Here is a 13,356-nt window from a genome sequence, read left to right as displayed (position 1 = left end):
CCTATTCTGCAAACCCAAACTTTTTGAGGTTTTCTATAATAAACTTAAGCTCGTTTCCTTTACACGCATCTGGATTTTCAACGAGTTTCTCTTGAATAGTTGAAAGCTTCTGGTAAACAAGCGATTTAACGTCCTTAGGAAACTCCTTTAAAAGTTCCTTACATTCACAGCTCTTTAAGAAAGCCCTAATCATTGGACTGTATCTCAATTCTTCTAGACACTTCCTCATTGAACGTTCCAGGAATCTCTGGGAATTTCTGTTTGCAAAGTCAGTTATAAACTTCTCAAAATTCAGAATAGTATAATTAGGTAAATCCAACATTAAAAAGGCTACATCCTCATCTCCTACCGTTTCCTTCGCTTCTTGAGAGAGCTCCGCTAAAACTTCATCCGCTGCCCTTTCAACGGCCAAATTGTAGGATTTTTGGAGCTCCTTAACTGGGATACTGTAAGAGTTAGCTAACTCTGAAAGTACGTTCAGTTTCCCTACAACTTTAGGTTCAAATTTATACTCTAACTTAAAGTGAGAAGAACACGTCAAAAATTGAGAGTAGGCTTTAGCCCAAGTAATAGCAGGTTTAGATATAAACTTCTCCTTTATTATCTGACCGGCAGTAGAATTTTGAAAAAGAAAAATTGTCAGAAAGAGAAACAAAGCCTTATTCATAGTACCCTCCAAACTTATAACTTTAACTATACCAAAGAGAACTAAAAGGAGAAAAAAATGAGAAGAAAGATTGGCTTTTGGGAAGCCTATTCAATAGGTGTAGGTGGAATGATTGGAGGAGGAATATTTGCGGTTCTTGGTTTAACTATTCTCCTGTCTAAAGGAGCAGCTCCGGTAGCTTTTATTTTTGCAGGTATTATAGCTCTAATTACATCCTACTCCTACGCAAAGCTTTCAGTTAGGTATCCAAGTGAAGGAGGAACAGTTGAGTTTTTAGTAAGAGGATTCGGGAACAATTTGTTTACAGCTTACTTGAATACGCTACTTTTAGTCAGTTACGTAATAATGCTTTCACTGTACTCCTATGCCTTTGGTAGTTATGGTTCTGCCCTCATCTTTGGTCATGAAATTGCCCTCTATAAAAAATTATTGATAGCCGGTGTTATCTTCTTTTTTGCACTTGTTAACTTTCTCGGTGCTTACGTAAGTGGAAAGGCAGAGGATGTAATGGTATTTTTAAAACTTGGAATCCTTTTACTTTTTTCTGGATTAGGTTTTCTAACAGGTAACTTTTCAAAGCTCTCTCCTGAAAATTGGGAGAGTTTACTAAAAATAATGGTAGGAGGACTGATAATTTTCCTAGCCTACGAAGGGTTTGAGCTTATAGCGAATACTGCTCGAGACATTAAAAATCCTGAGAAAAATTTACCAAGAGCTTTTTATGCCAGTGTTTTAACAGTTATATTCGTTTACGTTCTAGTATCTGCTGTGGCTGTAGCAAATTTAAGTTATGAGGAGGTTGTTAAATACAAGGATTACGCTCTTGCAGTTGCTGCTGAACCAATTTTAGGAAAATTTGGATTCATACTTATAGGAATAGCTGCTCTTTTATCAACGGCATCTGCAATAAATGCAACCCTCTACGGTAGTGCAAGGGTCAGTTATTTGGTAGCAAAGTTTGGAGTTCTTCCCAAAAATTTAACAAGAAAAGTTTGGAAAGAAGGAACTGAAGGACTTTTGATAATTTCTATTTTATCAGTTTTCTTTGCCGTAACGTTTAATCTTGAAAATATTTCGATAGCAGGAAGTTTCGGATTTTTATCTATCTTTGCAGCGGTAAACTTTGCTAATTGGAGGTTGAGAAATTACACCGATTCAATAGGTTCAATCTCTCTTTTAGGTTTTATCCTTTGTTTAATTTCTGGAACCGTTCTCATAGGGTACAACATAAAAACTTCTCCCTCATCTCTTGAGTCCCTAACGTTAGTTTTATTGGGAACATTTATTTTTGAACTCTTCTATAGAACCTTTACAACTGTCAGGCTTAAACCTTACATAGACTGGAGATTGGAAGAAGGTGAAAGATTCATCAAAAATTTTGAGTACTTCCTAACTCTTTTTGAGAAAAATTTAAAACACGAATTTGAAGATGCTGAAGTTAAAGTTGAAGGTAATATAAACAAGGGAAAGGAAAAAGCTGGTTTTGTTAGACTTAGATTAACTTCAAAAACTCCAAATAAACTTAAAAAGAAACTTCCTGATATTCTGAGGAAATCACATATAAAGTCGTACCATCCTATTGAAGTTATTGTGGAAGATAAGGGCAACGAAAATCGGGTCAGTAATTAAAGCTATAAAAACTAAAAACCAAAATATTTGACTAATTTTGAATCCAAAAACTTCTGCAAGGTATGCAAATTAAATAGTTTTTAAGAAAAAGCGAACTTTGCTGCAGAAATCAAGCCTGCACAGCCGTAAAGCATGGCATCTCCCAAAGGATAGGCAAATTCCCCGTAACCTTTAGCCAGACTCCTGTTAGGGCCGACTACGTATATTTTTTCAGGATTAACAGAAGAGAAAATGAGAGCTCCATGACCTCCATCATTAAAGATTTCCTCAAAGGTCAACGTTCCATTTATGAGCTTTTCCGTGATTTTCCTTATTTTTCCACTGTTTAACATCTTTGTGTGGTGCTCAAAAATTCCCTGAACTTCTCCACTCTTTACTGAGGCCCCCAGTGTATGTCCATTTCCAACATCAAGAACTACAAACTCCCTTATCCCCTCCCTCTCTGCGTAATCAACCATACCTGAAATAGCTGCTATTTTGCTGTCCATAACAAAACCTTCTATTCCCCTCTCCTCTAACTGTTCAATGATTGAATCAAACCTAGAAAAGAAACCGGTTTTTTTCTTTATAAAAAGCTTCTTTGGATTTCTCTCCTTCTCCAGTATAGTTTTAAAGTAGTTGAACCTTGTAACTCTGTCACTCTGTCCTTCCTTGTATCCGTGGTCCTGACAGGCAATTCCTATCCTATTGAGGGGCTTTTCTATAAAACTCAAGAACCTTTCGTAAACATTAAAGTCCAAATCTGAAAGAAAAATATCACAATTTTGAACTTCATTCACAATTTCAAATCCAAATTTCTCAACTTCTGAGAGGTTATCTCTGATAGTTTTCGCTGCTTTCTCTGTAATCCTTACTCTGTATCCTCTCTTTATATGCTCTATAAGTGCTTTTTTAACAGGTCCTCCTCCCATTGTACAGCCACAGACAGTTATATCCCTTCTTAGATTTCGAATTCTTTTAGATAAAACCTCTGTAGGAGAAGGGAGAATTAACTTCGGCCAGTTCTCTTCCACCTCTCCATCTAAGGGAAAAACTAAATCCTGTGTTCCTTTCCCAACATCAACGGCTAAAAATTCCATTGCAAAGTACCTCCTTGGAACTTACTATTCTATCGTAACAGTGAGAAATTTTGGAGGAAAGGAATGTTTGACATATCTGAGGAGACTTTTCAGGGACCTGTAATAAAAATTATCGGAGTTGGCGGTGGCGGTGGAAATGCTGTCTCCCGAATGATGGAGAAGGGAATAGAAGGAGTCGAGTTTGCAGTTGTAAATACAGACGTTCAAGTCCTTATGAAGTCAAAGGTACCGATAAAGGTTCAAATAGGTGAAAAGCTAACAAAGGGACTGGGAGCCGGTGGCCGTCCCGAAATAGGGGAACAGGCAGCTTTAGAGGACGAACCGAAAATCAGGGAGGTTTTGGAAGGTTCGGACATGGTCTTTATAACTGCAGGTATGGGAGGGGGAACGGGAACGGGAGCTGCTCCGATTGTTGCAAAAATTGCTAAAGACATGGGAATACTTACGGTCGGCGTTGTTACAAAACCCTTTGATTTTGAAGGGAAAAGGAGGTTGAACTATGCAGAGGAGGGAATAAAGAGATTGAGGGAGTTCGTCGATACTCTGATGGTGATACCTAACCAGAAGTTGATAACTGTAGCTCCTAAAAAGATAGGAATTGTCGATGCATTTAAGATGGCAGATAACGTTCTGTACCAGGCAGTCAAAGGCATAACGGAAGTTATAACAAAGCCCGGCCTCATAAACCTTGACTTTGCAGACGTTAAGTCTGTAATGCACAGTGGAGGATACGCTCTTATGGGAACCGGAGAGGCTGACGGAGAGGATAGAGCTCTCACCGCTGCCCGCAAGGCCATAGATAATCCGCTCTTGGAAAACGTTCAAGTTGAAGGAGCAAGTAGAATTTTGGTTAATATAAGTGGAGGTAGTGACTTAACGTTAGACGAAGCCCACGCTGCTGCCGGTCTGATAAAGGAGAGGACAAAGAGGGACGACACAAACTTCTTCTTTGGTGTGACGTTGGATGAGAACTTGGAGGGAACGATTAGAGTTACAGTTATAGCCACAGGATTTGACGAAAAGGGGAGAATCATGAGGCCATTCTCGGAGAGTTTAAACGAGGAGAGGGAAGGAGAATTTAAACCCTTTGATATTGATGAAATTCTAAAGAGCTTAAACGAGGATTAAATCCCTTTTCTCTAAGACTATGCAGCCTCCTCTGAGGAGCTCCTCAACAGCTCTTTGGGAGCTCTCCTCTCCAATTCCCTTTACGGCATCGTTGAGGAGAAAAACGGTATACCCTAAGTTAATTCCGCCGATACAGGTATTCTTAACGCAGAACTCCGTTGCAACTCCGCAGACAAATAGTCTCTTAATGCCCCTTTCCTTCAGGAGCTCATTTAAAACCGTTCCCTGAAATCCCGAGTAAGCCTCAAGTTCGGGTCTATCACCCTTATTAACTATGAACGTTTCAGGTGGAATTTCAAGACCTTCGGCAAAGTCAGCTCCCCTGCTCCACTGGACACAGTGAACTGGCCACTTACCTCCATTGACCTTAAATGAGATGTGGTTTTCCGGATGCCAGTCCCTCGTTGCAAATATAGGAAGTCCCCTTTCAAAAAAGAGTTTAATGTACTTGTTTACCTTTGGAATGATTTTGTCTGCCTCGGGGACAGGTAGACTTCCCCAAGGCATGAAGTCATTCTGCATGTCAACAACGATAAGGGCATCTCTGTCTGTAAGTGATACCATACTAAGCCTCTATCAGAAGTTTAAATGCGTTAACAACTATTTCTGAAGCAGATTCAGCAGGAACCTTTGATGAGTTAATCTTCATGTGGAATAGGTCAATTCTGTTAATGTCCTCTCCACATATGTCCTTGTAGAATAGGACTTCCTTATCGTCAATCTTTCTCAACTCCCTCTCAGCTTCTTCAAAGCTCCTTCCCGTGTTTTCAGAAAAGGCCTTTACCCTGTCCTCAAAAGGAGCTTCTACCTTTATGTGGAGTGAATTTGGATACTCCTGAAGAATACAGGCAGCTCCGTGGCCAACAATTACAACGTTGTTTGAAACTGCAAAGGCCGTTACTGCTTTAACCAAGGCCTCTCTAAACTCCTCAAACGTGACCTCCTTCTTCTTTCCACCAAACAGAGCTCCAAAGTCTATTAAATCCTTCTCCAACTGAAAGAGGTCAAAGAGTGAAAGCTTTGATGGTACGTACTTAAACTCCTCAAAGTTCTCTATCTTCCACTCAGGAACCCCAAGCCTCTTTGCTACTTCTGTAAGTATTTCTGAAAAGACTACTCTGTAGTCAAGCTTCTCTGCAACCTTCTTTGCAATCTCAAGGCCTCCTGAACCAAGTTCATAGGTAACTGTTATAACTCCCATATTTCCCTCCAAAAATTTCTCTTTGTAACTCGGGTTTGATAGTAAGTTTACCCTAATCCTGTTGGCAAGTTCAACAAAGAAATCTCCATCAATCCAGTCTGGGAGAGTCCTATTCAAATCTAATAGAAACTTCTCCACTCTTGGCAGGGCCTCTTCACAGCACTCTGCTAACGATTCGTCCTCATAAATTAGCTCAACTGCTTCCTGAATTCTCTCCAACGTTCTCTCCAATAAGTAGGTCAACAGGTGGTAAATCCTCAAGGGAATTAAGTCCAAAGTGAACCAAGAACTCCTCTGTTGTCCGGTACAGTTTTGGACGCCCTGGTACTGGAGCTCTTCCAGCAACCTCTATAAGTCCCTTTTCAATGAGGGATTTTAGAGCTCCATCTGGATTCTGTCCCCTTATCTGAAAAATCTCCCTTTTTGTTATTGGTTGGTTGTAGGCCACTATTGCCAAAACCTCTAAAAGGTTTTTGGACAGCTTAACCGGCCTATCCTCAACGAACGGTTTCAAGCCTTTAGAAATGGAAGGGTCTGTTTGAAACCTGTAACCTCCTCCAACCTTCTTTATCTGGATTCCCCTGTTCCTGTACTCCTCCTGGAGCTCCTCTATCAGCTTTTCAACGGTCTCAAGGGGAATGTTGAGCTTTTGAGATAGTTCACTAACCTTTACAGGAGTCTGAGATAGAAAAATGGCAGCTTCTATCAATTTCTTCTGCTGCATACCCTCTCCACTACCGTTTCAGTTGCATAAGGCCTTGAAAACTTTAGGAAGTTTTCCCTCAGTTTACTCCTTAAAATTCTATCAAACAGGAGTCTTTCAACCTCTTCAGAGAATATTTTTTCAGTTAGTTCTCCTTGAGTTTTACAGAGAGCTCCTCCAATTTTCTCCACGTACTCTGCATTTTTTAGCTGGTGATTGTCTGCTGCAAATGGAAATGGAATGAGAAGAGAAGGAACACCAAACAGGGACATTTCCGATATCGCGAGAGCTCCAGCCCTTGAAACGGCCGCATCGGCCAACCTGTAGATTTTTCCAACGTCCCTGTAAAATGGAAAAACGAGGGCCTTAACGTTAAACTCCCTGTACTTTTCCTTAAGTTCCTCTTCCTTTTTTGACCTTCCAGTAATGTGAACAACCTGAAGGGGGAGTTTTGAAATCAGAGGAATGGACTTTAAGACTAACTCGTTTATCCATAGAGCTCCCTGACTTCCTCCAATTACAACCAAGACCTTTTTATCTCTATCGAGTCCGAACTCCTCAAGGAGCACTTCCCTTTTCAACTTCCTCTTCTCTAAAACCCCTCTCCTTACCGGATTCCCGGTGAATTCAGCGGTTTCTGACAAATAGGAGGAAGCTGGGGGAAACCCCAAGAAACACCTTTCAGAAAACCTCGAAAGTAGTCTGTTAACCCTTCCGGGAACGGAATTTTGCTCCTGAACGAACAGAGGAACTCCCCTGATGACAGAGGAGATGCCCACCGGTAGCGACGAGTAACCTCCAAAAACGACTGCTGCATCTGGTTTAAATTCTTCAATTAACTTTAAAACCTTAAAGGTAGAGGTTACAAACCTGTAGGATTCTAAATATCCCCTGATTCCCCTTCCGATAAATCCAGAGACTTTTAATAGGACCTTTTTAGTAGGGAATTTCTCCCTCTCCTCTATTCCACCAAAAGAGCCGACGTAGAGAACCTCGTTTCCCCTCCTCAAGAGCTCCTTCGATACTGCAAGTGCAGGGAAGAAGTGGCCTCCCGTTCCTCCTCCTGCTACTAAGAGCCTCAACTAAGCGTACCTCCCCTTTCCAACAACCCTTGCCTTTACCTTTGATTCTGAGGGAAGGCTCTTTGCAACTGCCATAAGAACCCCTACTGCAAGGAAGTTTGAAATTAGGGAGCTCCCTCCTGCACTCATAAAGGGAAGGGTTATTCCTGTAGTAGGTAAGAGTCCTATGTTAACCCCTATGTGAACAACTGCCTGTAGGAAGATGTACGTAGTCAATCCAAGTGCAAGGTACTTTCCAATCTGTTCATCGGTTCTATCTGCTATCGAAAGTCCCGAGTAGAGGATAAACAGAAAGAGCAAGAGAATGAAAATTGCTCCTAAAGCTCCTACTTCCTCAGCAATGTGAGCATACATAAAGTCGCTGTAAGCGTAGGTGAGAAACTGAAACTTTGCCTGAATTCCTTCTCCTATCCCAAGGCCTGTCAACTTTCCCTTTGCAAAGGCAACGAATGCCTGAACCAACTGGTAACTGCTGTACTTTCCCGTTGTTTGAATGTAGTTTTCGGGGTGGAGGAGAATCTTTATCCTCATCAGCCTGTAGGGAGTTGTAACAACTGCAAACAGGAATAGGAGGAATCCCAAACCTATTGGAAGAAGTGTGTACCTGTAGTTTAGCCTCGTCACGAGTAAAACGGCAAAGACTGAGAGGGATAAAATCATCGCAGAGCCTAAATCTCCCTCGGCAAGTATCAGAATATCCGGTAGAAAGAGGCCAAAAACCATAAATGCTACAAAGATTCTAAAGTTGTTCTGGATGTCGTACCACCTGTACTTAAGGTAGGTAGAAACAAAGACTATTATTAGAACCTTTGACAGCTCGGCGGGTTGAAGAGAAAATCCCCCTATTACCAGCCAGCTCTTTGAGTTGTTTATCTCCTTTCCGAATATCAGAACCAATATCAGTAGAAGGATGGCGGTTAAATAAATTAACCGTAAAATTTTACGGTTAACCAAATCCCTGTAGTTGAGAAATCTGTAGATGGAGAGAGCTCCGAGAACACCTATAAAGAGAGCAACTCCCTGCTTTAGGGCGTAGGAGTAAGGAGAAACTCCCTGCCTCAAGCACCAGAAGTAACTTCCCGTATAGACAAAGACAACGCCCAAGAGGGATAGAAAGAGGGCTGTGAAGAAGATGGACCAGCCGTAAACTCTCCTATTTACCAATCTCTACCTCCAGTTTTTTGACAACCTCCTTGAACTTCTCTCCCCTATCCTCAAAGTTTTCAAACATATCGAAACTTGCACATCCTGGAGATAGGAGAACGGTGTCCCCCCTTTCTGCTCTATTGAAGGCCTCCCTAACTGCTTCCTCCATTGAAGGGGCCTTTACAGAGGGAATCAGGTCTCCAAAGGTCTCCAAGAACCTATCGGCAGTCTCTCCAATTGCTATTAGGTGTTTAACCCTTTCCCTAAAGAGCTCCCTCAGGGAAGAAAAGTCGAGTCCCTTATCGCTCCCACCTGCTATTAAAATTACACTACTAAAGCTCTCGAGTGCCTTTTTAAGGGAATCTACGTTCGTCGATTTTGAATCGTTCACAAAGGTTACTCCATCAACAACCGAAACAACCTCCGTCCTGTGGGGAAGCCCCTTGAAACTGAGGAATCCCTTTAGTATCTCATCCTCCTTAAGACCAAGGACTCTCAAAATTAGAGTGGAGGCAAGGTAGTTTTCAACGTTGTGGACCCCCTTTAGAGGGAGCTCCGAAACGGGAATCTTAACGCCGTCTGAGATTAGAAACGTTCCGTCAAAGTAGGCATCGGCTGGGGAAGTTCTACTGAAGAATAGAAACTTATTTCCTTTTAATTTCCTTAGGTTTTCATCATCCCCATTGAGGACAACGATATCTGAGAGCCCTGTAATTTTCAGCTTCGATTTAAGGTAGTCTGAAAACGAGGAGTACCTGTTAAGGTGGTCTGGAGTAACGTTTAGAACGGCAGAAACTTTAGCTCTAAATGAAATTAAGTCCTCTATCTGGAACGAGGAGAGCTCCAAAACGGAAGTGGAGTTATCGTCTGTATCCAAGCAGAAGTCGGAAAAGGGAATTCCGAAGTTTCCCCCTATGAAGGCACTGTAGTTATTCCTCTTTAACGTTTCGTAAACGAGTGCAGTTGTTGTGCTCTTTCCGTTGGTTCCGGTTATCCCAACAATCTCCCCTTTAGAGAACCTATAGGCAAGTTCAATTTCACCGTAAACCTTAATTCCCAAATTCCTAAGTTCTTGAACTAACCAGTGTTCATTGGGAATTCCCGGCGACTTAACGGCAAGGTCAAAATCTATTTTCTCAAGTGAATCTCCATCCTGAAAGTAGGTAACGCTCACTCCAAAACGGGAGAGTAACTTTCCTGCAGAGGTTCCGCTCTTCCCCTTTCCTAAAACAAGAGCTTTCAAGATTACCTCCGGTTAAAGTGAAGTTTAATTTATAATTCTTGCCATGGTAAGGGTAGAAAGGTTAGACAACGGAGTAAAGGTTGCTGTAAGAACGAGACGTGACCTAAACTCGGTTACCGTCTCGGTTTGGGTAAGGGCAGGAGCTTCCTACGAAAAGGAGGAGAACAGGGGAGTTGCCCACTTTTTGGAGCACATGATTTTTAACGGAAGTCAAAATCTCCCTCCCGGAAGCGCAGACCTTTTGGTCGAATCGGTTGGAGGTGAAATAAATGCAGCAACATCCTACGATTATACGTACTACTACATAAACCTTCCTGCCAAACACTTTAAAACGGCCCTCTACGTTCTATCCGACTTAGTTTTAAATCCACTTCTTTCCGAGGATATGGTAGAGAAGGAAATTCCCATAGTTTTAGAGGAAATAGCAAGGAGTGAGGATAACCCCCACGAGGTTTTTACAGAGAGGTTCTTAAGTGAAATGTACACTGAAGCTCCTTACCGCTTTCCCATTTTGGGTTTTAAGGAGACCGTTTCAAAATTTTCATCAAGGACCGTAAGGGATTTCTACGAGGAGCTCTACATTCCTGAGAGGTTGACTGTTGTTGTGTGCGGGAATGTAGATGAAGATGAAGTTTTAAAAGAGTGCGAGAAGCTATTTGGAAAGTTTAAAAGGGACGGAAAAGTTGAGGAACCTCCTCTTGAGAGGAGTCCACTTAACCCAAAGTTTTTCAGGATGGAGCACCCGGCAGTTTCTATTCCCTACGTCCTGTTGGGATGGAAGTTAGGACCTGCCGGAAGAACCGATATAAACTTTGATGTTTTGGACTCAGTTCTCTCCTCGGGAAGGAGCTCCCTTCTCTACAGAAATCTCCGGGAAAAGGGATTTGCCTTTTCCGCCTCCTCAAACTACCAGAACCTACTCCTTGGCTCAAACTTTTTGATAGGAATCTCAACGGAAAGAGTGGATGAGTCACTCTCCCAAACGAGAGAGGTTCTAAAGGAGGTAGTAAATTTGGATGAGGAGGAGTTTCTCTTAGGAAAGAGAAAGCTTTTTAAGAACGAGATATTTTCAAGAGAGGATGGGCACGCAGAGGCAGAAGCTTTAGGATTTGCACTTGGAATAATGGAGGACTTAGGTTACTATACAGAAGCTCTTTCGGATTTAGAGAAACTAAAGATTGAGGAGTTTAGGAGCTCCATCCAGTTTTTAAAAGAGGAGCCCCTAATTGGAGTCTTAGTCCCTGCAGCAGGAGGCAGGTCTTAGGATTTTCAAACCGTACTTTTTCTTAAGCGCGGAAACAATTCTATTCTTCTCCTTCTTCGCTCTCTTCTCCTTTAACATTTCCTTTATTTCGTTATAGACATCTCCCAATGGAAGAATTTCCGACGGCTTCCTTTTCTCAGTAATTATGAGTAGGGTTTTTCCGGAAGGAACGTTCAGAAGGTTGTACTTTTCCCTTGTTGAAAAGACGAGTTGTGAAACTGGATTTTCCTTATCCGATGAGAGAACGGTCCATTCCCTTGCAGTTGAAAGGTAGTTCCTTGGAACAGCCTCTTTTAACGTTTTTCCAGATTTTAAATTATTGAGGGCTTCCTTTGCCTCTTCTTCAGAGTCAAACTCAACTATCATAACCCTCGCTGACTCTGGCGTTTTAAACTCCTCTCTATGCTTTCTGTAGTAGCTCTTTATCTCATCGTCGCTAACGTGAACTCTGCTCAACAGCTTTTTCTCAAAGTCAGAAACGGCAAGGTTCTCCTTCATGTAAAGGATAGAGTTTCTGTAATCTGGAAATTTGTCAAGGCCTTCTTCCTTGGCCTTAAGGTAAATGGCATAGGAAGTAAGAGCTCTTTCAAGCTCTCTCTTTGAGAACTTCCTTGGAAGTAAGGGTTTTATGTCGCCGTAGGTTATTTTTCTTCCGTCGAAAACTGCAACAACGTCATTTAGAGATTTTGGATGTGAATTCTTTATGAGGATTTTTGATTTCACACTGTTAAGTATCTTTTCCCTATTAGAAACAATCTTCCTCACCTCAAGATTTACCTTGACAGAGTGGCGGAGCTCCGGAGTTACCTTTTTACTCCTGTAGTGTTTCCTTATCTCCTCATCGATTTCCCTTTCAGAAACACTAACCTTACTAAGCTTTTTTGACATGTACAGTGCTGACAAGTTCTTAATTTCAGCTCTGATTAATTTCTCCTTCAGGTCAGGTCTATTAAAAAGGCCCTCCTTTTCGTACTTCTCAAGAATAAGCTGCCTTTCAGCCATTTTATCCTCAAGTTTTTTTAACCCCTCATCTCCACCGTAGTACTTCTTTATGACCCATTCAGGGATTTTTGAAACAACGTAGTTAAAGTATGAGCAGTCAACATACCTACCATCAACCTTGATAATCGGCGTTTGAGGAGAGCACTCAGAACCAAGCGAAGGTGGAGAAAGAAGAGAGAAGGTTAAAGCTAAAGAGATAGCTGTTCTCATTTTTCCTCCAAGTGTTTAGTTATTGTCTAATTTTATCAATAAGTTTATTGATAATAAGCTTAATATAATCCCTTGATTCTATACAGGAAAGCCAATCCTTAGGGATTGAACCAACTCCTAAGTACCCTCCAAGGAGAGCTCCGACCAAAAAAGCAACTGCGTCTGTATCCCCACCAAAGTCACCGTAGGAGTTTACGGCAGTTAAGAGACCCTTCCTGAAGGAGTTAGGGTTTTGTAGTGTTATAAACAAAGAAAGTGAAAAGGCCTCCGGGGCAAAACTTCCATTTCCAAGCATGAGAATTGCATCATCTAAAGAAGAAACTTCCTTTCTGAGTGCTTGAACCAAAAGGTCTAAGTAGGCTCTCACCATCTCCGTTTTGGAAAACTCCCTTAAGACTTCAACAAAACCCAATCTATCCTCCTGAGAGGAAAGCAAAACTCTCCCTCCTACAAGCTCTGAGACTGCAACGGCAATAACACCTGCAGTATCTATCAGGGCTTCATCGTTGTGGGTTAAAGAGGCTATGTAGCTACCCTCTGAATAGGCATCGTAACTGCTGTCCCACCTGAAAAGACCTGCAGCAACCGCTGGGAGAGCTCCATCTATATCACAGCTCTTTACCCTTGCCTCGTCAGGTTCTAAACCTGCAGCGTAGGAAAGGGCAGCGTTTACGTGTGAACCTGCAGGGTACCTGTGAGACCTCTCATCCTTAACCCACTCAATCAGCTTCTCTATGTAGAGAATCTCATCAAAGTATCCCTTTTCGGCGTAGACCTCCAAAGCCATTAGAAAAACCTGCGACTCGTGTGAGTACTGCCCCTTTTTAAGAAAAGGGCAAACTGAAAGTGGCGATGGCTCAACAAATCCGATAATAGGGCCTCCGTAGGCCTTCTTCACAGTTTCCCTGTCCATCTCCTCAACAAGCGTTCCCAACGCATCCCCTATAACGGAACCAAAAACGCTTCCCTCTATTCTCTCCTCTAACATTCAACCTCCGGAAA

Annotated in this window: 13 protein-coding genes; 3 read left to right on the top strand and 10 right to left on the bottom strand. The window is 41.9% G+C overall.

Annotated features, from left to right (window positions below):
• Window position 1: 1 nt before the first annotated feature.
• The gene (locus FN732_RS01590) at window positions 2-667 is read right to left on the bottom strand and encodes a hypothetical protein (RefSeq protein ID WP_142933942.1); all 666 of its coding nucleotides are present in this window, start codon (window positions 665-667) and stop codon (window positions 2-4) included.
• Window positions 668-724: 57 nt separating this feature from the next.
• Between FN732_RS01590 and FN732_RS01585 the strand changes: the two genes are divergently transcribed.
• The gene (locus FN732_RS01585; protein ID WP_142933940.1) at window positions 725-2,296 is read left to right on the top strand and encodes an APC family permease; all 1,572 of its coding nucleotides are present in this window, start codon (window positions 725-727) and stop codon (window positions 2,294-2,296) included.
• Between the two features lie 80 nt (window positions 2,297-2,376).
• Here FN732_RS01585 and FN732_RS01580 read toward each other — a convergent pair whose 3' ends face one another.
• Window positions 2,377-3,375 (bottom strand): DUF1786 domain-containing protein, encoded by a 999-nt coding sequence (locus tag FN732_RS01580; protein ID WP_142933938.1) that lies wholly within the window; start codon window positions 3,373-3,375, stop codon window positions 2,377-2,379.
• Window positions 3,376-3,438: 63 nt separating this feature from the next.
• On the opposite strand from FN732_RS01580, the gene ftsZ reads away from it, so the two are divergent.
• Entirely contained in the window at window positions 3,439-4,503 is a 1,065-nt protein-coding gene (gene ftsZ / locus FN732_RS01575) for a cell division protein FtsZ (protein WP_142933936.1), read from the top strand.
• Here ftsZ and FN732_RS01570 read toward each other — a convergent pair.
• From FN732_RS01570 to murD, 6 genes are read right to left on the bottom strand one after another with little or no spacing between them, the layout of a single operon-like run.
• Complete coding sequence (locus tag FN732_RS01570) at window positions 4,489-5,067, bottom strand: nicotinamidase (RefSeq protein WP_142933934.1); 579 nt, start codon at window positions 5,065-5,067, stop codon at window positions 4,489-4,491. The two genes, ftsZ and FN732_RS01570, sit on opposite strands and share 15 nt — an antisense overlap.
• Window position 5,068: 1 nt before the next feature.
• Window positions 5,069-5,923, bottom strand: a complete 855-nt coding sequence (locus FN732_RS01565) for a cytidylate kinase-like family protein (RefSeq protein ID WP_142933932.1) — start codon at window positions 5,921-5,923, stop codon at window positions 5,069-5,071.
• The gene (scpB, locus tag FN732_RS01560; RefSeq protein WP_142933930.1) at window positions 5,898-6,428 is read right to left on the bottom strand and encodes an SMC-Scp complex subunit ScpB; all 531 of its coding nucleotides are present in this window, start codon (window positions 6,426-6,428) and stop codon (window positions 5,898-5,900) included. The genes FN732_RS01565 and scpB overlap by 26 nt, the downstream gene beginning before the upstream one ends.
• Window positions 6,410-7,489, bottom strand: a complete 1,080-nt coding sequence (gene murG / locus FN732_RS01555) for an undecaprenyldiphospho-muramoylpentapeptide beta-N-acetylglucosaminyltransferase (protein WP_142933928.1) — start codon at window positions 7,487-7,489, stop codon at window positions 6,410-6,412. Before murG ends, scpB begins: the two co-directional genes overlap by 19 nt.
• Window positions 7,490-8,653, bottom strand: a complete 1,164-nt coding sequence (locus FN732_RS01550) for an FtsW/RodA/SpoVE family cell cycle protein (protein ID WP_142933926.1) — start codon at window positions 8,651-8,653, stop codon at window positions 7,490-7,492.
• Complete coding sequence (gene murD / locus FN732_RS01545) at window positions 8,643-9,878, bottom strand: UDP-N-acetylmuramoyl-L-alanine--D-glutamate ligase (RefSeq protein ID WP_142933924.1); 1,236 nt, start codon at window positions 9,876-9,878, stop codon at window positions 8,643-8,645. The genes FN732_RS01550 and murD overlap by 11 nt, the downstream gene beginning before the upstream one ends.
• 43 nt (window positions 9,879-9,921) lie before the next feature.
• On the opposite strand from murD, the gene FN732_RS01540 reads away from it, so the two are divergent.
• On the top strand, window positions 9,922-11,142 hold the full coding sequence (locus FN732_RS01540; RefSeq protein ID WP_142933922.1) for a M16 family metallopeptidase: 1,221 nt from the start codon (window positions 9,922-9,924) through the stop codon (window positions 11,140-11,142).
• On the opposite strand, the gene FN732_RS01535 is transcribed toward FN732_RS01540, so the two are convergent.
• Entirely contained in the window at window positions 11,113-12,354 is a 1,242-nt protein-coding gene (locus tag FN732_RS01535) for a peptidyl-prolyl cis-trans isomerase (protein ID WP_142933920.1), read from the bottom strand. The genes FN732_RS01540 and FN732_RS01535 overlap by 30 nt on opposite strands.
• Before the next feature lie 19 nt (window positions 12,355-12,373).
• Window positions 12,374-13,342 carry an ADP-ribosylglycohydrolase family protein gene (locus FN732_RS01530; protein ID WP_142933918.1) on the bottom strand — a complete coding sequence of 323 codons (969 nt, stop codon included), beginning with the start codon at window positions 13,340-13,342 and terminating at the stop codon, window positions 12,374-12,376.
• Window positions 13,343-13,356 lie beyond the last annotated feature (14 nt).

The organism is Balnearium lithotrophicum (assembly GCF_900182585.1).
Taxonomy (GTDB): domain Bacteria; phylum Aquificota; class Aquificia; order Desulfurobacteriales; family Desulfurobacteriaceae; genus Balnearium; species Balnearium lithotrophicum.
Note: the sequence above shows the minus strand (reverse complement) of the source record. Positions and strands in the feature narration are given on the sequence as shown.